Source organism: Azospirillum sp. 11R-A, assembly GCF_049472615.1.
Lineage (GTDB): Bacteria > Pseudomonadota > Alphaproteobacteria > Azospirillales > Azospirillaceae > Azospirillum > Azospirillum palustre.
On the sequence record NZ_JBCEBL010000041.1, the window covers coordinates 24867 to 46427 of the forward strand.

Here is a 21561-nt window from a genome sequence, read left to right on the forward strand (position 1 = left end):
ACCGTCCGCATAGGCAATCAATTTTGCCTCTGAACGGATCGAATGCAATGGAAATGAACGGACACCGTCAAAGGCAGCCACTCAGGCACGCTTTTCCCAGCCGCCGCGGTCGGTCTGCTGCCAATAGGTCAGGCTGTGGCCGGCTGTCTTGCAGGCCTTCCAGCGCTGGCGGGCGGCCAGCACCGCCTCCTCGTCGTTGCCGTCGAACAGGTCGCAGACGAGGTCGTACCCATCCATCCGGTCGCTGACGCAGCCGTCCACCGTGACCAGCACGGTGGCGCTGTTCGGATTCTCGTCCGTATCGGTCAGCCACACCGGCTGGCGCTCGGCGAAGCCGTCGCGCGCAGCCCCGTGCGGCAGGAAGGAGCCGGGATCGTAGGTCCACAGATGCTGGTTCAGCATGTCCACCCGCTCGACCGAGCCGGCCAGCACGACGGCACGCCAGTTCCGCTCAAGAACCTTCTCCAGGATCTTGGGCAGCGCCTGTTCCATTGTGCGCCGTTGCAGGTGGTAGAAGCGGACTTCGGTCATGGCTCCGTCACGCACTCAGATGATCAACCCTCGTGGAAGTCGGCCACGAAGCGGTCGAGCAGCCGCACGCCGAAGGCCGACGCCCCCTTCGGAACCGTGGCGCCGTCCTTCTTCGCCCAGGCCACGCCGGCGATGTCGATGTGCGCCCACGGCGTGTCGTTGACGAAGCGTTTCAGGAACTGCGCGCCGACGATGCTGCCGGCGCCGCCGCCCGAGCCGGTGTTCTTCATGTCGGCGGCCGGCGACTCGATTTCCTTGTCATAGGCGTCGCCCATCGGCATGCGCCACACCGGCTGGCCCACCTTCAGGCCGGCGGCCGTCAGGTTCATGGCGAGATCGTCGTTGTTGCAGAACAGGCCGGCATGCTCGTGGCCCAGCGCCACGATGATGGCGCCGGTCAGGGTGGCGAGATCGACCATCAGCTTGGGCTTGTAGGCGTCCTGCGCGTACCACAGGCAGTCGGCCAGCACCAGGCGGCCTTCGGCGTCGGTGTTGATGACCTCGATGGTCTGGCCCGACGCCGAGGTAACGATGTCGCCCGGACGCTGCGCGGTGCCGGACGGCATGTTCTCCACCAGCCCGACGATGCCGACGGCATTGACCTTCGCCTTGCGGGCGGCCAGCGCGTACATGGTGCCGATCACGGTGGCCGAGCCGCCCATGTCCCACTTCATGTCTTCCATGCCGGCCGCACCCTTGATCGAGATGCCGCCGCTGTCGAAGGTCACGCCCTTGCCGATGAAGGCGACCGGACGCTTGTCGTCGGCCTCCGAGTTGCCGTTCCAGCGCATGACGACGACCCGCGGCTCGCAGGCGCTGCCCTGGGCGACGCCCAGCAGGGCGCCCATGCCGAGCTTGCGCAGCTTTTTCTGGTCGAGGATCTCGACCTCGACGCCGAACTGCTCCAGCTCCTTCGTCTTTTCAGCGAGGCTTTCCGGATAGATGACGTTGGCCGGCTCAGACACCAGATCGCGGGTGAAGCGGATGGCGTCGGCCAGCGTGTCCAGCTTCTTGAAGGTCGATTTGGCCGCACCGTCGTCCTCGACCAGCAGCGTCAGCTTGCGCAGGCTGGGCTTCGGCTCCTTCTTGTCGGACTTGCGGTCGTTGGTGCGGTACTTGTCGAACTTGTAGCTGCGCAGCTGTGCGCCGAAGGCGATCTCGGCCGCGGCGGCGGCGGGCGACAGGGTGGTCCCCTCGGGCAGCTCGACCAGCAGCGCAGCCTCGTCGGCGGCCTTGTCCAGCTGCACGGCGATGGCGCCGCCGGCGGACTGGAGAACCAGATCGGTCAGGTCGGCGCCCTTGCCGATGCCGACCAGCAGGATGCGGTCAAGCTCGGTCCCGGCCGGGGCGAGCAGCGTCAGCGTCTCGTCCTTCTTGCCATTGAAGCGGGCGGCGGCCATGGCGCGGGCCAGCGCCCCGCCGGTCTTCTGATCCAGCTCGCGCCCGATCGGGCCGAGGCTGCGGTCGGCGGCGACGGTCACGGCGAGCACGCCGGAGGCCGGCAGGGACAGCTTGGCGAAGGAGAACTTCATCTGGTCCTCTTGAGGGGTTGGGCGAACGCGCCCGGATGGTCTCGACGGCGGAAAGCCTACTCCACCGATAAGGAGCGCGCCACCCCGGCTGTCAAGGGTGGGGAGGGGGAGATGCCCCCTCCCCTTCGCTCACGCATCGATCGCCTTGCCCAGCTCGACGGGATCGACCTCGCCCTGCTCGATGCCGACGTCGGAAACGCTCTCCTCCGACACCGTCTCCTCGGCGCGGCGTTCCAGCACGGCGGCGAAGAAGCCGTCGGTGTCGTGCTTGGCAGGCGTCAGGCGCAGGTACGGACCGTCGACCGGCGGCGGCGCGCCGACCTCCTCCTCCGCCCAGACCTCGGCGACCGGCTTCACAATGAAGTCGTGGTGGGTCTGCAGGAAAGCCTCGACCTGAGCCTCGTTCTCGTCATGCAGCATGGAGCAGGTGGCGTAGATCAGCCGCCCGCCCGGCTTCACCAGACGCGCCGCGCTGTCGAGGATGTTGGCCTGAAGCGGCAGCAACTGCTCCAGCCCCGGACCGAGCTGGCGCCAGCGGGCGTCGGGGTTGCGGCGCCAGGTGCCGGTGCCGGAGCACGGCGCATCGACCAGCACGCGGTCGAACTTGCGCTTGTGGCGCTTCACCCAGGGATCGCGCTCGCTGGTCAGCGGATGCGCCTCGATGTTGTGCAGGCCGGCGCGGCGGAACCGCTCGGCAGCGCGCTTCAGCCGCTTGTCCAGCACGTCGCAGGCGACGACCCGGCCCTTGTTCTTCATCAGCGCCGCCACGGCCAGCGTCTTGCCGCCGGCACCGGCGCAGAAATCCACCACCTGATGGCCGGGCTTCGGCGCCACCGCCAGCGCGACCAGCTGCGAGCCCTCGTCCTGGATCTCGACCAGACCGTCCTTAAACGCATCGACGCTGCCGAGCGGCGGACGGCCCTTCACCCGCAGGCCCAGCGGCGACCATTGCGTGGTCTCCGCCGTGATCTGCGCCTTGGCCAGCGCCTTGATCGCGCTCTGCTGGTTGGCCTTCAGCGGGTTGATGCGCAGGTCGAGCGGAGCCGCCTCCAGCAGCTTCTCCATCTCCACCCCGAAGCGGTCGCCCAGCGAGGCGCGCATCGCCGCTTCCGCCCAGTCCGGACATTCCACCCGCACCGTTTCCGGCATGTCGGGATGGTCCATCGTGTGGCTTTCCAGCTTGCCGACCATCGCCAGCTCGTCGTCGGTCAGGCGGGCCGGGGCGAACTTGCCGCCGCTGAACATCTCCAGCACGACGCCGGCGTTGCGGTTCTCCTCCAGCAGGAGATAGGCCAGGACGCGGGCGCGCGGGGTGGCGCGCTCGTAGCCGCCGCGCTCGATCCACCAGCCGAGCCGGGCATGGCGGCGCAGGATCGCGTAGGCCATCTGGGCGACGGCGGTGCGGTCCTTCGAGCCGATGTAGCGGCGGTTGCGGAAATAGGCGCTCATCACCGCGTCGGCGGGGCGAGGGGTCTCGTCGATCTCGGTCAGCAGATCGATGACCGCCTGGAGGCGGGCGGCGGGTGTCATGGCGTCTTGTCCCTCGGGAGTCTCACGGCGACGAACAGGACCGGCCGCCCGCATCGTCCCCCCGTATGATCCGGGGGCGAGATGCGTTTTCGAACGGTCCTTCGCGTATGGGCTGTCGATACCGCGTTTGTCGCGTTCTGTCACGTCTCGCCACCGCGCGGCAGCTCCGCTCGGCCCCCAAACCCTCCTGCCGCGCCCACGCCCGTGACAAGCGGACGCGACCTATCCGAAAGTGCAGGTTGGGGATTGACGACTCGGGGTAACCACCGGCACAAACGGTCGGGTGATGTGACCTTGTCGTGACCGGACCGCCAGGGGCGGGAGACCGGTCGGGGGTCTTCGACGGACATATCGGATGCTGGTGGCGGAGTGCGCGATGGCGGCTGCGGCTGGGGTGGCGTGTGCGCGTGAGGTGAAGAAAGCCGCAGGCCGTGGCCTGCGGATGGCGCTGATCGGAGGGCTGCTGGCGACGCTGGCGGCCTGCGCCGGCACGGCCCCGACGGTGGACGGGCAGCGGCGGACCGCCCAACGCCCGACCTGGGATCAGGTCTCGCCCGATTTCCGCCACCTCGCCGGCTGGATCGACGACGACCATGCCCAGGCGGTCCCGGCGGTGCAGCGGACCTGCGGCTGGGTGAAGAACCAGCCGCCGGGCAAGTCGCTGGGACAGCTGCGCGCCGCCGGCACCACCGACGACTGGCGCGCCATCTGCGCCGCCGCCCGCGACCTGCCCCCCGGCGACAGCGAGGCGGCCCGCCGCTTCTTCGAGACCTTCTTCACCCCGCGCGACGTCAGCAACGGCGAGAACGGCCTCTTCACCGGCTATTACGAGATCGAGCTGCACGGCAGCTGGACCCGGACCGAGCGTTACAACGTCCCGCTCTACCGCATGCCGTCACGCGGCAAGAACGGCATGCCCAGCCGCGCCCGCATCGAAAACGGCGCCTTGAAGGGTAAGGGCCTGGAACTGATGTGGGTGGACGACCCGGTCGACGCCTTCTTCCTCGAAATCCAGGGCTCCGGCCGGGCGATCATGGCCGACGGCTCGGTGGTCGGCATCCATTACGCCGGCCAGAACGGTCACAGCTATTACCCGATCGGCCGCCATATCATCGACATCGGCGACACCACGCCGGAACAGATGTCCTTGCAGACGATCCGGCGCTGGCTGAAGGACCATCCGGCCGAGGCCCAGCGGGTGATGAACCTCAACCCCTCCTATGTCTTCTTCAAGGTGAAGCCCGAGGTCGGCGCCCGTGGCGCCCGCAACATGGAGCTGACCCCCGGCCGCAGCCTTGCGGTGGATGCCGAGCATATCCCGCTGGGCGTGCCGCTGTGGCTGGAGGTGCGCGACGCCCCGGTTCCGGGCGGCGCCATCAACCGGCTGGTGATGGCGCAGGACACCGGCGGCGCCATCAAGGGCCCCGTGCGCGGCGACCTGTTCTGGGGCCACGGCCCGCAGGCGGAGGAAGGGGCCGGCGTGATGAAGGCGCGCGGTCACTACACCATGCTGGCGCCGCGCACCCTGTCGGTCGAGACCGCCCAGCGGAAATGACCGCAGAGGACCGCATCCGGCTGGAACGGCTGACCGCCCTGCCCGACCGCGGGGCGGCGCTGGTGGCATTGGAGGAGATCTTCTTCGCCTCCACCACCCGGACGGAGTTCGCGTCCGCTGCCGGGCGCGCCGCCTTCCTCGCCACCTGGACCGGCTGGTTCGTGGATGAGGCACCGCGGGACATCTGGATGGCGGTGGCGGCCGACGGACAGGCCGTCGGCTACCTCACTGGCTGCAAGGACAGCGCCGGCTCGGTCGAACTGGCCCGGCGCATCCCGAAATACGAGATCTTCGCCGATCATTTCGCCGCCTACCCCGCCCATTTCCATGTCAATGTCCGGCCGGGCTGGCGGGAGCATGGGCTGGGGCGGCGGCTGGTCGACCGGTTTGCCGAGGATTGCCGGGAGGACGGCCTGCCCGGCGTGCATCTGGTCACCGCCGTCTTCGCCCGCAATGTCGAGTTCTACCAGCGCGCCGGCTTCACCGACGCCTGCCAGCGCGGCCCCCTGCTGTTCCTCGGCCGCCGCCTCAACACCTGACTTCCGCGGCGCTGCTGTGCTAGGCAGGGGCATCTCCCTGCCGGAAAGCCTGCTGCCATGACCCGTCCGCCCCTGCTGATCGAAAGCCCACAGAACCCGCAGTTCAAGCTGTGGGAATCGGCGCTGGAAAGCCGTGGGCTGAAGAAGAACGGCAAGTTCCTGCTGGCCGGCCTGAAGACCGTTCCGGAAGCGCTGCGCCAGCATCCGGAACGGTTCGAGCGGCTGCTGTTCACCGACCCGGCGCAGATATCCTCCTGGCGCCTGCCGCCGGGGGTGGAGCCGGTGCAACTGGCTCCGGCGCTGTTCCGGATGCTGGACGTGTCGGGCACCGGCTTTCCGCTGCTGGTCGGCGCCGTGCCGAAGATGCCGGCCATCGATTTGTCGCAGCCGCCGCAGGGGCTGGAGCTGCTGTGCGCGCTGGGCGATCCCAGCAACCTCGGCGCCCTGCTGCGCAGTGCCGCGGCCTTCGGCGTGTCGCGGGTCGTCCTGCTGGAGGGGGCGGCGCACCCCTTTCACCCCAAATGCCTGCGCGCGGCGTCGAACGCGCAGTTCACGCTGACCCTGCTGCGCGGACCGCGCTGGACGGCGGTGAACGAGGCGGCGGGGCCGCTCTACGCCCTGGACGGCGGCGGAGAGGATCTGACCCGCTTCGACTGGCCGGCGGACATGCGGCTGATCCTGGGCGAGGAAGGCCAGGGCGTGCCGGCCGACTGCCCGGCAACGCGGCTGTCGGTGCCGACCACCGGGGCGGTGGAGTCGCTGAACGCCACCGTGGCGGTCAGCGTGGCCCTGTTCGCACGGTATGCGGCGGTCAAGGGGTAAGGCGGCGGAGCTTGGGCGACGGTGGTCAGGCGACGGGCGCCCTACCCCATCACGGACGCCAGCACCTGCACCACCTGATCCGACCCGTACGGCTTCTTCAGCACCGGCACGTCGGCGAACCGCTCCGGCACCGCGGCGCTCTCGCCATAGCCGGTCGCGAACACGAAGGGGATGCCCAGCTCCCGCAGCCGTTCGGCGACCGCGACCGACGTCTCGTTGCCCAGATTGATGTCCAGCACGCCGACCACCGGCGGATCCTCGTCGATCAGGCGCAGGGCGTGGCGGACGCCGGCGGCGGTGTTGACGCGGCTGGCGTTGAAACTGAGCAGCACGTCCTCCGTCGCCATGGCGATGATCATGTTGTCCTCCAGCAGCAGCACCGGGCCGCCGATGGAGAAATCGGCAGCCGGAACCGGCATGCTGCGCCGGCTGCCGGTGGGCAGGCTGTCGGCTATGGTGACGAACCGCGCCGGGATCATGAAGCGGGCGCGCAGACCGGACAGGGCGTAGGTCACTTCCGCCTCGCCTTGCAGGTCGTGGGGAACCGACCGCTCGATCACCGTGGTGCCGAAGCCGGTGCGCGACGGCGCCCGCACCGGCGGGCCGCCATTCTCCTGCCAGTCGATCAGCAGCCGCCCGCCCTCGTCGATGGACCAGTCGGCCTCGACCCAGCCGCTGCTGTCGCTGAGCGCGCCGTATTTGGCCGAATTGGTGGTCAGCTCATGCACCACCAGCGCGAAGACGGAGAAGGCCTGCGGCGCCAGCAGCACCTCCGGCCCGGTCAGCCGCACCCGCTCGCTCCTGGCCGACAGATAGGCGCCGATCTCCGCCACGATCAAAGCCCGCAGCGAGGCCGGCCCCCAATTGTCGGCGGTGATCTGGTCATGGGCGCGGGCCAGCGCCTCGATGCGGCCGGCGACGATGGCGGCGAACTGCTGCACCGTTTCCGCTCCGGACTCGCTCTGCCGCACCAGGGCGCGGACGAGGCTGAGGATGTTGCGGACGCGGTGGTTCAGTTCGGCGATCAGCAGCTCCTGCCGCTCGGTCGCCTCCTTGCGGGTGCGCCCGGCGATGTCGGCCAGCCGCAGCACCACCTCCAGCAGGGTCACCCGCAGGGATTCGGCATTGCGCTCGTCAAGCTCGGTCCAGGGCTTGGAGCGGCCATGCACCGTCTCCTTCCAGGCCTCGAAGCTCTTGCGCGGAGTCAGGCGTGGACCGTTGGGGCCATACTGCGCCGGCTTGGTCGGATCGCCGCCCCAGGTGACGGTGCGGACCAGCTCCTTGCGGAAGAAAACCAGATAATCGCGCGGCATCCGCGACACCGGGATCGCCAGCAGGCCGCAGGCCCGCTCGGTGAAGTCGCGGGCCGGCGGATGCACCGCCCCAAGCTGGTCGGTCAGATAAATCTTGCTGGGCGGCGTCCGGTGCAGGAACCGCATGACACCCAGCGTCTCCTCCCGCGTCGGCGTCTCGCCTTCCATATGCAGCTGGCCGTCGATGCAGCAGGCGAAGCCGTCGCAGTCGATCAGCGCCCGCAGCTCCGTCGCGAAGGTGACCAGACTGTCCAGCGGCGATTCGCTGTCGGCCAGCATCGACATGATGCGGACATGGGCGCGGCGGGCCTGGGCCTCCTGCTGGCTTTCCTGCTCGCGCTCCCGCCCCTCCAGCAGCAGCGAGACCATCTGGCCGAACAGCTCGGCGGTGGTCCGGCGCTCGAAGGAGAGCGAGCGGGCATGGCGGTGGTGACAGGCGAACAGGCCCCACAGCTTGCCGTGCCGCAGGATCGACACCGACAGCGAAGCGTTCACCCCCATGTTGCGCAGATACTCGACATGGATCAGCGAGACGCTGCGCAGCAGGCTGAGCGACAGGTCCAGCGGCTGGCCCATCGGATCGACCGTCGGCACGATCGGCACCGGCGGCGCGTTCACGTCGGAAATGCAGCGCAGCCAGCTTCGCTCATACAGACGCCGGGCCTGCTGCGGGATGTCGGACGCAGGGTATCGCTGGCCGAGGAAGCTGCCGATGCCGTGCACCGCCGATTCCGCGATCACCTCTCCCGACCCGTCGTCGGCGAAGCGGTAGACCATCACGCGGTCGAATCCGGTGAGCGCCCGCATCTGGCGCGCCGCCTCGCGGCAGAAGCCATCGAAGCCGCGGGTGTTCTGGACCCGCGCGATCATCGAGCGCAGCAGCGATCCCGAATCCTGCGGCCCCTCGCCCTCGCTCGGCTCCGCCTCGATGACGATGGTGGAGCCGGACAGATGGACCGCCACGTCGCAGACCGGGGCGATGTCGGACAGATGGACGCTGAAGGCGCGCTCGACGCTGCCGTTGATGTGGGCGACCTGCAACCGGCCGCGGATGGTGTGCAACGCTTCGCCCGTGATGAAGGCGGCCAGCGGACGCCCCAGCAGATCGTCGGGCTCTACCCCCAGCCAGCGCCCGATGTTGGCGGAGACATGGACGACGATCCAATCGGCCGTGACGGCGATCAGGAAACCGGTCGGTTGGATAAGGCCCAGCTGGTGGATGGGCTCCCGGTCGCAATCGGTGAGGTCGACAGACCCCGTAGGAACCGGGCCACTCATCGAACGAAGACTTCAGACAAACGCGACCTCTAGCGGAAGCTGGACCGGCGTCGTTTGTCACGCGCAGCCAAGGGAATTCATCAACAATCTAGGCAGGAGTCTGGAACGCTGCAACGCTCCAAAATGGCTATTCCTGCGTTCTAATTAAGGGTCGTTAACTTAACATAGGATAAGATTTGGAACGTGCTTGCGTATGATAATGGCTATCCGGCTTCGGCAGCACCGGCAGCGCTTTCGCTTCGCAAGGACTTTTCTTCAACTGCGAATAAGCACTGTTGCCGAGGGTCGGCGGCAGCCACAAATTTCCGCAAGGCGCCCTTTCATCTTCGGCGGGCTGCCTGCAAGCCGCTCATGACGCAGGGTAACGGCCGTTCCATGACCATCGGGGTGCGCCATGACAATCCTTTCCTCTGCCGACGATTCCATTGCCTCGGACCAGCGCATCCGCATCCGCGATGTCACGCTGCTGTCCGACGACTGGTATGTTCTGAAGAAAACCACCTTCGACTATCGGCGGAGTGACGGCAGCTGGCAGACACTAAGCCGGGAGACGTATGACCGTGGCAATGGGGCGGCCCTGCTGCTCTACGATCCGACCCGCGGCACCGTGCTGCTGACCCGGCAGTTCCGCTTCCCGGCTTACGTCAACGGTCATCCGGAACCGCTGCTGGAGGTCTGCGCCGGCCTGCTCGACGACCGCAGCCCGGAGGAGGCGATCCGCGCCGAGGCGGCCGAGGAGCTGGGCGTGATCGTCCAGGCACCACGCCGGGTGTTCGACGCCTTCATGAGCCCCGGCTCGGTGACGGAGCGGCTGGCCTTCTTCGTCGCCGAATACCGCGCCGCCGACCGCAGCGAGGGGGGCGGGCTCGCCGAGGAGGGCGAGGACATCGAGGTGGTCGAGTTGACCTTCGCCGATGCCCTTGCCATGGTCGGCAGCGGGGCGATCCTGGACGGCAAGACCATCATGCTGTTGCAGTATGCCGCCCTTCACGGCCTGCTGCCGCGGTGACGGCCTCCGCCCGCCCCGCCGGACTGGGTGATTCGGACGGGGACTGGATGATCGACGACGCGAATTTGGATTGGGAGGATATCCGCGCCTTCCTGGCCACGGCACGGTGCGGCAGCCTGACCGGCGCGGCCCAGCGGCTGAGATTGAGTCCGCCGACCCTGGGCCGCCGGTTGAAACGGCTGGAGGACGCGGTGGGCGGTCCACTGTTCGACCGGCTGCCCAACCGGCTTGAGCTGACGGCGCTCGGCCGCTCCGTCCTGGACAGCGCGGCGGCCATGGGCGATGCCGCTGCGGCCTTCGCCCGCAACGCCGACCGGCTGTCCGCGACGGCACAGCCGGTCCGGGTGACGGCGACGACCTCCGTCTCCGCCTTCCTCACCCTGCATCTGGCCGACCTGCTGGCGGAGACCGGCGCCGACCTGACCATCCTCAGCACCCGCAACGCCCTGAATTTGGCCCAGCGCGAGGCCGACATCGCGTTGCGCATGGACCGGGTGCCGGCCGAAGGCGATCTGATCACCCGCCGGCTGGGAGGCTTCGGCTTCACCCTCTACGCGATGCGGGGGCTGCGCGACGACTGGTCCGGACGCTGGGACGGCGCGCCCGTGGTCGGGCTGCCGGAAACACGGCGGCGGCCATCGCAATCGGGATGGGTGGACGACACGGTCCGGGACCGCGGCGCCCGCATCGTCGCCCGGCTCAGCGAACTGCCGATGCGGCTCGACGCCGCCCGGCGCGGGATGGGGCTGACGCTGCTGCCCTGCGTTCTAGGCGACGCCGAGCCGGCGCTGGTCCGCGTCGTCGATCCACCGGCCGCCCTGCGTGAGGATGTCCATCTGCTGGTCCACCGTGACCGGCGCGATGCGCCGGCGGTGGCCGCAGTGGTGGATGCCCTGGTGCGGCTGTTCCGCCGCCACGCCGAGGCGCTGGCGGCGGAATAGCATGTCTTTTCGGAGCATACGCTCCGAGGGATCAGCCGCGGCCGGCGATCAGGCTGTCGGCCGCCGCACGGGCCTCGGCGGTGACGGTGGCGCCGGACAGCATGCGGGCGATCTCCTCGCGCCGCTCGTCGCCATCCAGTTCGGCGACGCCGGTGGTGACCTGCTCGCCCTTCTGCGACTTCTGCACCTTCAGATGGACGGCACCGCGCGCCGCGACCTGCGGGCTGTGGGTGACGACCAGCACCTGCAGGCCATGGCCCAGCGTTTCCAGCCGCTCGCCCACCGCGGCGGCGACGGCGCCGCCGATGCCGGTGTCCACCTCGTCGAACACCAGCGTGCCGACGGTGGAGGTCTGGGCCAGCACCACCTTCAGCGCCAGCATGAAGCGCGCCAACTCACCACCCGACGCGATCTTGTTGAGCGCGCCCGGCGGCGAGCCGGGGTTGGTCGCGACCTGGAAGGCGACACGGTCGATGCCCGACGCGCTCCATTCCGACTCGTCGACCGGCTCGACCAGCGTACGGAACTTCGCCTTCTCCATCTTCAGTGGCGCCAGTTCGCCGGCGACCGCCACGTCCAGCCGGCCGGCAGCCTCGCGGCGGGCGGTGCCCAGCGCTTCGGCGGCCTTATGGAAGACAGCGCGGGCCTGTTCGGCCTCCTTGGCCAGCTTGGCCAGCAGGTCGCCCTGATCCTCGATCAGCAGCAGGCGGCCGGCCATCTCCTCGCGCAAGGCGGCAAGCGCATCGACATCGACGCCATGCTTGCGGGCGGCGGCGCGCAGCGCGAAGAGCCGCTCCTCCAGCTTTTCCAGCGCCCGCGGGTCCATGTCGACACCGCTGGAGACGGCCTGAAGAGAAGCAATCGCCTCCCCCGCCTCGGTCGCGGCCCGGTCGAGGGCGGCGATCACCGGATCCAGCGTGCCGCCGGCCCGGTCGGCGATGCGGCTGAGCGTGCGGATGGCCGAGGACAGGGCGCGCTCGACGCCGCGGTCGCCCGACAGTTCAGCATAGGCGGCGTTCATGCCATCGACCAGCTTCTCACGATGCATCAGCACCGCGCGGGTCTCCGACAGTTCCTCCTCCTCGCCGGTCTTGGGGGCGAGGGCGTCCAGCTCGGCCACGGCGTGACGGAGATATTCCTCTTCGGAGCGGGCGCGGGCGATGTCGGCGGCAGCGGAATGGCGCGCATCCTCCACCTGCCTCCAGGCACGGTGGGACGCGGCAACCTGCGCCGCCTGGGCCGACAGGCCGGCATAGGCATCGAGCACGCCGCGGTGGGTCTGCGGGTTCAGCAGCCCGTGGGTGTCGAACTGCCCATGCACCTCGACCAGTTCGGCGCCCAGCGTCTTCAACAGGCCGACGCCGACCGGCTGGTCGTTCACCCAGGCGCGGCTGCGCCCATCGGTGTTGACGGTGCGGCGGATCACCAATGCACCGTCGCCGGAATCGGAGTCGAGACCCTGTTCCTTAAGGATGGCGAAGGCCGGGTGGTCGCCCGAAAGCTCGAACTCCGCGGTGACGGAGGCCTGATCGGCGCCGTGGCGCACCAGACCTGAATCCGCGCGTGCACCGAGGGCCAGCCCCAGCGCGTCGAGCAGGATCGACTTGCCGGCGCCGGTCTCACCGGTCAGGGCGCACAGGCCCTTGCGGAAGGACAGGCTCAGTCGCTCGATCAGGACGACGTCCCGGATCGTCAGCGACACGAGCATGGAGCGTCCTAGAACAGGGAGTTCCAGGCTCGATTGAGCCACGACTTCTCGTTTCGCTCGGGACGCAGATTGGCGTCCACCAGCAGTGCGTAGCTGTCCGTGTACCATTCGCTGCCGGGGAAGTTGTGGCCGAGCACGGCCGCGGCGGCCTTCGCCTCGTCGGTCACGCCCAGCGCCAGATAACACTCCACCAGGCGGTGCAGCGCCTCAGGCACATGGGACGTGGTCTGATAGTTTTCAACGACGGCGCGGAACCGGTTGATCGCGGCGGTATACTGATGCTGACGCAGGTAGAAGCGCCCGACCTCCATCTCCTTGCCGGCAAGGTGATCGTTGGTCAGGTCAATCTTCAGCTTCGCGTCGCGGGCATATTTGCTGTCGGGGAAGCGGCGGACCACCTCCTGCAGGGCGTCGAGCGACCGGCGCGTCATCCGCTGGTCGCGGCGCACGTCGGTGATCTGCTCGTAATAGCACAGCGCCCGCATGTAATAGGCGTAATCGACATCCGGGCTGCCCGGATGAAGCTGGATGAAGCGGTCGAGCGCCAGGATGGCGTCGTCGTACTTCAGATCCTGGTATTGGGCGTAGGCGGCAAGAAGCTGCGCCTTGCTGGCCGCATCCGCATAGGGATGCTGGCGCTCCACCTCGTCGTAGAGCTTCGCGGCCTTCTTGTAGGATTCCTCGCGCATCGCCGCGTCGGCTTCCGACATGAGCTGGTCGGCCGGACGCTCGACATATGCGTCCTCCTTGGTGGAGGAGCAGGCGGAGAGGGCGGCGGACAGGAGGATGGCCGTCAGCGGCAGGCGGTACGGGCGAGGAAGCATCGTCGTCTTGGGCGCTTTCGAAGTTGCCCCTGTATAGCACGCCGGGGTAAGGGCGCCGCAAGCGGTAACGCGGGGGTGGGCGATATGCCCCTCCCCGCCCGCGGCGGAATTTGGATCGGAAGCGCCTTAGCCGAACAGCGCGTCGATGTCGGCCTGGCTGATGTTGCCGCTGTCGGGCGTCGCCTCGGCCGGACCGTGCAGGTCCAGGTTCTCGTCCTTCTTGGTGACGGACGGCGGCAGCGGCATCGCCTCGAACTCGCGCCTGTTCCACAGGCCCATCATCGCGTCGACCCGCTCCTCGATGAAGGACATGGCGCGGACGACCTTGGTGATGCGCTGGCCGGTCAAATCCTGGAAGTTGCAGGCCTCATAGATGCGGACGATCACGTCGACCATGTCGTTGACCCGGTCGTTGTGATAGCCCTCCGGCAGCGACGACTTCAGCTCCGACACCACCTCTTCCAGCTCTTCGGCGCAGGCCATGATGGTGTTGGTCGCGGCCTCCGTCGCGGAAACGACGGCGCTCAGTTCCTGGCTGGCCTGCTGGAACTTGTCGTCACCGGCCAGCGGATGGCGGATGGCGGCCATTTCCACCTTGGTCGCCTTGATCCGGCCGGAAATGTCGGCGATCTCCACCTGGATCTGGTCGATCTGCACCGCATCCATGGTCAGGAAGCGGTCGAGCTTGGCGCCGAGATCGCCGATGGCCCGCAGCACCTCGGTGTTGTCGGCCTGAACCACCTGCGCCGGCACCGGAAGGGCCGCCGCCGCGGCGCCATCTTCGATCAGCGCCTGGAACGGGTGCCCGGATTTGCGGGCTTTCTGAAGCTCGGCCATGAAGGGCTTGGTCATCTGCTTCATCCTCGGTCCCGCCTCTCGGAAACGGCCGCCTTGTGGCCTGTGGTGGTGGATGTCTGGTCGCGCGTCGGTTCTGCGTTCTGATCGGCTGACCCGTGCCCCATCCGGCCATCGGCAGGCCGGGGCGGTCAATCCGGGAAACCCATGAGGTTCTGTCGGCTCGGCTTTGTCGGCTCAGCTGTCGGTTCGGATCTGCCGGCTTGACGCCGGCCCTTACCCGAACAGGGCGTCGATGGCCGCCTGATCCAGCGGGGCCGGCGGTTCCGCCGCTGCGGGCGGCGGGGGCGGCGGTGCGGGCTTGGCGGCGGCCTTGGCCTTCGGGGCGGCGCCCGGCGGCTTCGGAACCGGCTTCTTCGCGGGCGCGGGCGCGTCGAACATGCTGTCGATGTCGGACTGGCTCGCCACCGCGGGGGCGGCTGCCGGGGCCGGGGCATCGAACATGCTGTCGATATCCGCCTGGCTGGCCTTGACCGGAGCGGCCGCGGGGGCCGCAGCGGGCATTGGCGCGTCGAACATGCTGTCGATGTCGGCCTGGCTCGACTGCACCAGCGCCGGTGGCGGCGGAGGTGGAGGCGGAGCGGCAGGGGCTGCCGGAGCCGGACTGTCGAACATGCTGTCGACATCGGCCTGGCTGACGCCATGGCCATCCAGCTGCGGACCGTTCAGCAGATGGGCATCCGGACGGGTGTCCGTCTGCTCTTCCTTGACCATGATGCCGGCCAGCCCATCCTCGCCCCAGATGCTGATCATGGCCATGACGCGCTGTTCGATGTAGCGGAGCGCGTTGACGACCTTGCTGGTGCGCTGGCCGGTCAGATCCTGGAAGGAACAGGCGGTGAAGATGTCGTTGACCTGGGTGTCGATGTCGCTGCAGATCGCCGGATCGGCGCCGCCGGCCCGCAGCTTGCCCGACAGATCCATCAGCCGCTCGGCGGCGTTCAGGATTTCGAAGGACGCGCGTTCGGTGGAGATCACGATGGCGTCCAGCTCGTTGGTCGCCGACAAAATCTTGTCGCCCGACCCGTCGGGGGGACGCAGCGCCGCCACTTCCCGTCTCGCCTGCTCGATCGAGGCGGCCATTTCCATCAGCTCGCGGCGCAGAACGCCGACATGCTTGCCGGCCTCCACCGCTTCATTCTGCCGGCTCCAGGAGTCGCGGAACTCCTGAAGCATGGCGCGCACTTCCTCCGTCGCGGCCCCAAGGGACCGCCGGTGGAGCCGCCGCAGGAATGCCCTGCCCTTCGCCGATCGGGCAATGGCGTCCTCGATCTGCTCGAACTCTTCATCGGACAGCTGCGGAAGCTGCTCCAAACCGGTCCACTCCCCAAACTGGATCAGCCGGCCGCCCCGCTGACCCGGGCGGCCGAACCGGGCGCCGGACGGCGGGTGCCGTCCTTGCTACCCCCACATCGCAAGCCCGAAGATCAGCCGCCGATGACGGCCTGGATCTTCTGCTTCAGCGTGTCGGCGTTGAAGGGCTTGACGATGTAGTTGTTCACGCCGGCCTGCTTGGCGGCGATGACGTTCTCGGTCTTGCTCTCGGCGGTGACCATGATGAAAGGCGTCGCCGCCAGCTTCGCGTCCGCGCGGATTTCCTTCAGGAGCTGCAAGCCGGTCATCGGCTCCATGTTCCAGTCGGAGATGATGAGGCCGAACTTGCTCTCACGCAGCTTCGCCAGCGCCGACACGCCGTCGCCGGCCTCGTCGATGTCGGTGTAGCCGATCTGGGTCAACAGGTTCCGCACGATGCGCCGCATGGTGGCGTAATCATCGACGACGAGGATCTTCATCTAGACGTCTCCGCAATATTCCGTTGCCGGTGTCTGACCGGCCGTTACGCCCACCCGGCGCGGGGGCTGCGCCGTAATCCGGGAAGTGATGCCGACTGTAGTGCCCTAACTGCCGCCAAAAGTCATCCCCTTGGGGTCACACTGAAGCAGCTGGGTAAAGAACGTGTTACCACGGGCGGCAACATCTTGCGGAATCAGGGGCGCCCCCAGCCTCCGGCCGACAATTGATACAGCCGCCCGCTCCGCTCACAGGGGTGCGGTCGCCTGCTCCAGCCAGCGGCGGGCCGCCTCGTCGAGCAGCGGCGACAGCGACTCGCGCACCCTTGCATGATAAGCGTCGACCCAGGCGGCCTCGGCATCCCTCAGCAGCGCCCGCTCGATCAGCGCGCGGTCGATCGGCACCAGGGTCAACGGCTCGAACTCCAACACCGGGCGCTCGGCCCCGGCCAGCTCGCCCGACAGCTCCTCAACCGGCCGGACGACGATCAGATTCTCGATGCGGATGCCATAGGCGCCGGTCTTGTAATAGCCGGGCTCGTTGGACAGGATCATGCCCGGCTGCAAAGCGACGGTGTTGCCGACCTTCGACACCCGCTGCGGCCCCTCATGCACCGACAGGAAGCTGCCGACGCCGTGGCCGGTGCCGTGGTCATAGTCCAGCCCCGCCTGCCACAGCGGCAGACGCGCCAGCACGTCCAACTGCGAGCCGGTGGTGCCGCGCGGGAAGCGCGCGGTGGACAGGGCGATGTGGCCCTTCAGCACGCGGGTGAAGCGGTCGCGCATCTCCGCCGCCATCGCCGGGTCGGGCTCGCCGACCGCCAGCGTGCGGGTGACGTCGGTGGTGCCGTCCAGATACTGGGCGCCGCTGTCCAGCAGGAACAGGCTGCCCGGCTCCAGCCGGCGGTCGGTCTCCGGCGTCACCCGGTAATGGACGATGGCGCCGTTCGGCCCGGCCCCGGCGATGGTGTCGAAGCTGACGCCGCGGAAGCGCTCGTTCTCGCGCCGGCAGGCCAGCAGCCGCTCCACCACCGCCAGCTCGGTCAGGGTACCGGTCGGCGCCGCTTCGGAGAACCAGTGCAGGAAGCGGACGAGGGCGGCGCCGTCGCGGACATGGGCGGCACGGGTGCCGGCCAGCTCCGCCGCGTTCTTGCAGGCCTTGGGCAGGGCACAGGGATCGCCGTCGCGCTCCACCCTGGCGCCGGCCAGATGCAGCCGGTCAACGATCCAGGCCGAGGTGCAGGTCGGGTCGGCCAGCACGCGGGCGGAGCCGCGGGCGACGGCGTCGAGCGCGGCGCCGAACTCCTCGACCGGCCGCACCCGCACCCGATTGCCCAGATGGGCACGGGTCTGCGGCGCCAGCTTGCGCGGGTCGAGGAACAGCTCCACCGACGCATCGGCGGACAGGATGGCGAAGGACAGCGGCAGCGGCGTGCAGGGCACATCGGCGCCGCGGATGTTCAGCAGCCAGGCGATGCTGTCCGGCTGAGTCAGCACCGCGGCGGCGATGCCCTTCTGCCCCAGCTCGTCGGCCAGCCGCGCCCGCTTGTCGGCGGAACTTTCACCGGCGAAGGCCTCGTCCTGCGGCACCACCGGGGTGAGCGGCGCCGGCGGCTGGCCCTGCCACACCGAATCGAGCGGGTTGTCCTCGCACGCCACCAGCAGGATGCCGGCGCGCTCCAGGGCGGCGCGGGTCTTCTCCACCCAGCCGATGGTGTGCAGCCAGGGATCGAAGCCGAAGCGTCCACCTTCGGGCAGCGCCGCGACGATCCAGTCGGCCAGAGGATCCTCGATCAGATGCCTGTACTCGTACAGGTCGGCCGGCACCTCGCTGCGGACCTGGAGGGTGTAGCGGCCATCGACGAAGATCGCGGCCTGCCGGGCGGTGACCACCGCGTTGCCGGCCGAGCCGGTGAAGCCGGTCAGCCAGCCCAGCCGCTGGGCGCGCGGCGGCACATATTCGCCCTGATGCTCGTCCCCGCGCGGCACGATGAAGCCGTCGAGGTCACGGCGCTTCAGCGCGGCGCGCAGATCGTCCAGCCGCTGCGCCGGACCGGGATTGACCGTCGGTGCCTCGGCGGCGAGCTGCGCTTTCAGCGCGTGGAGCTGTTCGGCCAGGGCCGGCGGGAGGCTTTCGCCAACCAGGACGGTCCAGGCGGCGGGCTCCTCCCCCTCCGGCGCCGCCAGCACGCCGGCCAGCAGTGCGCGGACATCGGCGGGAGACCGGCCGGTCCCGGCCTCGGTCAGCAGGGTCGCAAGGGCGTCGTCGCCACGATAGGCAGCGGAGGGAATCGCGCTGGGCACGGAACCTGTTCCTCGGAAGAGTGAATCCTGTGGACACAGGCTAGGCACCCCGCCGGCCCTGCGCAAGCGGCGGGGTGGTGGCTATGCCGGTTGGAGTGGGGCCGGTTGGGGTGGGGCACGGTGGGAATGGGGGGCGGTTCCGGCCCCCACCCGATCCGTCACACCGGCAGCCCGGCGTCGTCCGGCAGCCCCAGACGCGCCAGCACGCGCTTGCGGGCCTCGCCGCGCTCGACGTCGGAGATGTGCAGCAGGCCGCCGATCCGCCGCAGCAGGCTCGATTCCAGATCGTTCAGCACGCCGTCGGCGTAGGCGACCTCCCACAGCATCTCGATGATCCAGAGGCGGTGGCCGGGCGGGCAGCGATCCATGATGACGCTGACGTAGCGGAGATAGGGCGAGACGTCCTCGGTGTCGAACACCGCGGCGGACAGCAGGTCCTGCGCCTCCTCCTCACTCAGTTTGAAATGGCTGCGGACGACCGACAGGATGCGGTCGCGCTCCGCCTCGGAGATGGTGTCGTCGGTGCGCGCGGCCTCGACCATCAGGGCGGCGGCGGCGGCCTGCAGGGCATCCTCGCCCGGCTCGACGCCGTCGTCGCCTGTGAACAAAGACCGGATGCGGTTCAGCATGGTGGCTCCCCAGCAAGATTTCGGAACATCGTCCCTAGGGGAAGTCGCAAGCCGGCCCTTTTGTTTCAACGGCCCCCGAATTAACGCCTCACTGGATTAGCGCTTCACCACGAGAGTGGTCCATTCCCCGACCGGAATGCGCGCGACCAGACGCAGGCCCTGGTTGCGGTGGGCCTGGATGACGTGGCGTTCCTGCCGGTTCAGCAGGCCGGCAAGCACGGCATAGCCGCCCTTCTTCAGGTGGCGGCGCAGCTGCGGCGCCATGCGCGACAGCGGGCGGGCAAGGATGTTGGCGGTGATCAGGGTGTAGGGCTTGTGCCGGCCGACGATGCGGGTGTGATAGCCGTCGCCGCCCTGGGCGCGGATCATGCCCTTCTGACCGTTCAGCGCCGCGTTGATGCGGGTGACGCGCACCGCCTCCGGGTCGATGTCGACCGCCGTCACCGGCACGCGCCAGCGCTTGGCAACGGCCAGCGCCAGGATGCCCGAGCCGCAGCCCATGTCGAGCGCGCCGCGTTTCCCGCCGCGCGGCAGCTTCAGGTGGCGCGACAGCCGGTCGAGCGCCTGGAGGCAGCCGTTGGTCGAGCCATGCTCGCCGGTGCCGAAGGCGGTCGCGGCATCGACCAGCAGCGGGATGCTGCCGGCCGGCACGATGCCTTCATGGTGGGAGCCGTGGACGAAGAAGCGCCCGGCGCGAATCGGCGGAAAGCCCTGGTAGCTGTGTGACACCCAGTCGATCGGCGGCAGGTTCTCGACAGCCAGCCGCGGCTCCTCGATGCCCAGGGCCTTGGCCAGCACGGCGACGCGGGACTGCAGCCGCGCCTCGTCCGGGGCGCCGTACAGGGTCGCCTCCACCAGCCAGTTGCCGCCTTCCTCCAGTTCGAAGGTCGACACCGCATCGGCATGGTCGCCCACCGCCTCGGCAAAGGCGGGCGCATGGGCTTCGGGAACGACCAGCGCGATGCGCCAGAGCGGGGTTTGCGACATGACAGGGGCTTTCCGACAACGACGCGAGAACAGAAGCGGCGTTTTTAGCATCAAGCCCGAAAGAGACCAAGGATTCCGGAGACCGTCCCGTTTCGATGAAAACCCCTACCGGCCATCCTCCTAACGACCCGCCAGCCGGTCGGCGATGTCGTGCATGCCCTGGGCGCGCAGGACCGACTGGCGATGGCGCAGCAGGCGGCGCTCCAGCGCCTTTTCCATGGCCGCTCCGCCGAGCGTCGCACCGTCCGCTCCCTTCAACCGGTCGGCGAGGTCATGGGTCAGCACCGCTTCCACCTTGGCGTCGCGGCGGTCGAGCGGCTGGTCGCCGGCGATGCTCTGGCGCAGGCGCTCCACCAGGACGGCCCGGCTCTGCGGCAGGCGGCCTTCCAGGGCAAGGCGGCAGACCCGGCGCAGCGAGGGGGCCATCGGCGCCAGCGCCGGCACCAACGCCGGATCGGGATCGCGGTCGAACAGGGCGTCGGCAAGGGCGCCGAGTCCGGCATGCAGGCTCGGCTGTGCGCCCAGCAATTCCTTCACCGTGTCGGCGGATCCCATGATGTCGGCGATCACGCCGTCGAGCAGGACCAGATGCCGCGGTTCGACATCGTCGCCCGTCAGCGCCAGCAGCATGTCCAGCTTCCCGGCGAGCGGCCCGCCGGCCTCCAGATGCTGGGACAGCAGCACGAGGAACAGCGCGTCATGGCCATCATGCCCGACCGCTCCGTCGATGGCGCGGCTGGTACCCGGCAGGTCGGCGGCATCGAAGTGCGGCAGCCGGCGCCGCTCGGCCAGGGCGTCGCGGGCGGCCCCGCTGATCGCCTCCACCAACTGGCGCAACTCGCGGGCGCGGGTGGCGTGGGAAACGCCGTGGACATCGGCATGGTGGCGGGCGGCGGCATGGATGGCGGCCCCCAGCAGCGCCCCCTGCTCCTCCAGCCGGCGGAACAGCGGCCAGGAATGCAGCAGTTCGGTCGGGGTGATGCGCTGGGCATCCAGATAGGGGCGCAGCAGCCGGCCGATCACCACCCGGCTTTCGAATCCGCGCAGGTCGTCCGGCGTGCGGCAGAAAGGCGCACCCTCCGCGGTGCCGCCCAGGGTCAGGCCCTTGCGCTGGGTCTGGGGCACCGTCTTGTGCAGGATCACCGTTTCCAGCGACAGGCCGGCGACGGTGCGGAACTTCACCACCTTCGCCTCTTCCACGCCCGTCGCCGCCAGTTGCGAGCGGGCGGCCGACAGCGCAGCCTCCTGGTCGGTATAGGCCCCCTCGATGCGCCAACGGCCTTCGCGGCGGCTCTGCACCTCGTAACTGACGCTGCCCGTTCCGAACACGGTGGTTGGCCTCCGGCTCCGTTGCACCGCTGCGATCTTGGGCGGCTGCGGCCGCCGCGGCTGTGACGGCCGTCACAGTGCGGCA

The 21561-nt window shown here is 69.0% G+C and carries 18 protein-coding genes; 5 read left to right on the forward strand and 13 right to left on the reverse strand.

Features of this window, described 5'->3' with window-relative positions; genetic code table 11:
- Nucleotides 1-81 precede the first annotated feature (81 nt).
- From VH569_RS32930 to VH569_RS32940, 3 genes are all read right to left on the reverse strand, one after another.
- Nucleotides 82-531 (reverse strand): DNA polymerase III subunit chi, encoded by a 450-nt coding sequence (locus tag VH569_RS32930; RefSeq protein WP_423321208.1) that lies wholly within the window; start codon nt 529-531, stop codon nt 82-84.
- Nucleotides 532-554: 23 nt separating this feature from the next.
- Nucleotides 555-2063 carry a leucyl aminopeptidase gene (locus VH569_RS32935; protein ID WP_423321210.1) on the reverse strand — a complete coding sequence of 503 codons (1509 nt, stop codon included), beginning with the start codon at nt 2061-2063 and terminating at the stop codon, nt 555-557.
- Between the two features lie 129 nt (nt 2064-2192).
- Complete coding sequence (locus VH569_RS32940) at nt 2193-3593, reverse strand: RsmB/NOP family class I SAM-dependent RNA methyltransferase (protein WP_423321212.1); 1401 nt, start codon at nt 3591-3593, stop codon at nt 2193-2195.
- Nucleotides 3594-4005: 412 nt separating this feature from the next.
- Between VH569_RS32940 and VH569_RS32945 the strand changes: the two genes are divergently transcribed.
- From VH569_RS32945 to VH569_RS32955, 3 genes are read left to right on the forward strand one after another with little or no spacing between them, the layout of a single operon-like run.
- Nucleotides 4006-5148, forward strand: a complete 1143-nt coding sequence (locus VH569_RS32945; RefSeq protein WP_423321214.1) for a murein transglycosylase A — start codon at nt 4006-4008, stop codon at nt 5146-5148.
- A complete protein-coding gene (locus VH569_RS32950) occupies nt 5145-5687 on the forward strand; it encodes a GNAT family N-acetyltransferase (protein ID WP_423321216.1) in 543 nt (180 codons plus the stop codon). The genes VH569_RS32945 and VH569_RS32950 overlap by 4 nt, the downstream gene beginning before the upstream one ends.
- 57 nt (nt 5688-5744) lie before the next feature.
- Entirely contained in the window at nt 5745-6509 is a 765-nt protein-coding gene (locus VH569_RS32955) for a TrmH family RNA methyltransferase (RefSeq protein ID WP_423321218.1), read from the forward strand.
- A 41-nt stretch (nt 6510-6550) separates the two neighbouring features.
- On the opposite strand, the gene VH569_RS32960 is transcribed toward VH569_RS32955, so the two are convergent.
- Nucleotides 6551-9100, reverse strand: coding sequence for an HWE histidine kinase domain-containing protein (locus VH569_RS32960; protein ID WP_423321220.1), 2550 nt, complete (start codon nt 9098-9100; stop codon nt 6551-6553).
- Nucleotides 9101-9494: 394 nt separating this feature from the next.
- Here VH569_RS32960 and VH569_RS32965 point away from each other — a divergent pair, with 394 nt between their 5' ends.
- Nucleotides 9495-10109 (forward strand): NUDIX domain-containing protein, encoded by a 615-nt coding sequence (locus VH569_RS32965; protein WP_423321221.1) that lies wholly within the window; start codon nt 9495-9497, stop codon nt 10107-10109.
- Nucleotides 10110-10156: 47 nt separating this feature from the next.
- Entirely contained in the window at nt 10157-11050 is an 894-nt protein-coding gene (locus tag VH569_RS32970; RefSeq protein WP_423321223.1) for a LysR family transcriptional regulator, read from the forward strand.
- Nucleotides 11051-11081: 31 nt separating this feature from the next.
- Here VH569_RS32970 and recN read toward each other — a convergent pair whose 3' ends face one another.
- The 9 genes from recN to VH569_RS33015 all read right to left on the reverse strand — a co-directional run bounded on the left by recN (nt 11082) and on the right by VH569_RS33015 (nt 21476).
- Nucleotides 11082-12758, reverse strand: a complete 1677-nt coding sequence (recN, locus tag VH569_RS32975; RefSeq protein WP_423321225.1) for a DNA repair protein RecN — start codon at nt 12756-12758, stop codon at nt 11082-11084.
- An 8-nt stretch (nt 12759-12766) separates the two neighbouring features.
- Nucleotides 12767-13582, reverse strand: a complete 816-nt coding sequence (locus VH569_RS32980; RefSeq protein WP_109050313.1) for an outer membrane protein assembly factor BamD — start codon at nt 13580-13582, stop codon at nt 12767-12769.
- A gap of 126 nt (nt 13583-13708) precedes the next feature.
- Nucleotides 13709-14434 carry a protein phosphatase CheZ gene (locus tag VH569_RS32985; RefSeq protein WP_423321228.1) on the reverse strand — a complete coding sequence of 242 codons (726 nt, stop codon included), beginning with the start codon at nt 14432-14434 and terminating at the stop codon, nt 13709-13711.
- Nucleotides 14435-14653: 219 nt separating this feature from the next.
- Nucleotides 14654-15751 carry a protein phosphatase CheZ gene (locus tag VH569_RS32990; RefSeq protein ID WP_423321230.1) on the reverse strand — a complete coding sequence of 366 codons (1098 nt, stop codon included), beginning with the start codon at nt 15749-15751 and terminating at the stop codon, nt 14654-14656.
- 113 nt (nt 15752-15864) lie between these two features.
- A complete protein-coding gene (locus VH569_RS32995; RefSeq protein WP_012974572.1) occupies nt 15865-16230 on the reverse strand; it encodes a chemotaxis response regulator CheY in 366 nt (121 codons plus the stop codon).
- A 246-nt stretch (nt 16231-16476) separates the two neighbouring features.
- The gene (locus VH569_RS33000; protein WP_423321232.1) at nt 16477-18531 is read right to left on the reverse strand and encodes an aminopeptidase P family protein; all 2055 of its coding nucleotides are present in this window, start codon (nt 18529-18531) and stop codon (nt 16477-16479) included.
- 158 nt (nt 18532-18689) lie between these two features.
- Entirely contained in the window at nt 18690-19160 is a 471-nt protein-coding gene (locus VH569_RS33005; RefSeq protein ID WP_098739485.1) for a TerB family tellurite resistance protein, read from the reverse strand.
- A gap of 96 nt (nt 19161-19256) precedes the next feature.
- Nucleotides 19257-20147 carry a 50S ribosomal protein L11 methyltransferase gene (locus VH569_RS33010; RefSeq protein ID WP_109050318.1) on the reverse strand — a complete coding sequence of 297 codons (891 nt, stop codon included), beginning with the start codon at nt 20145-20147 and terminating at the stop codon, nt 19257-19259.
- Nucleotides 20148-20267: 120 nt separating this feature from the next.
- On the reverse strand, nt 20268-21476 hold the full coding sequence (locus VH569_RS33015) for a hypothetical protein (RefSeq protein WP_423321235.1): 1209 nt from the start codon (nt 21474-21476) through the stop codon (nt 20268-20270).
- Between the last annotated feature and the right edge of the window lie 85 nt (nt 21477-21561).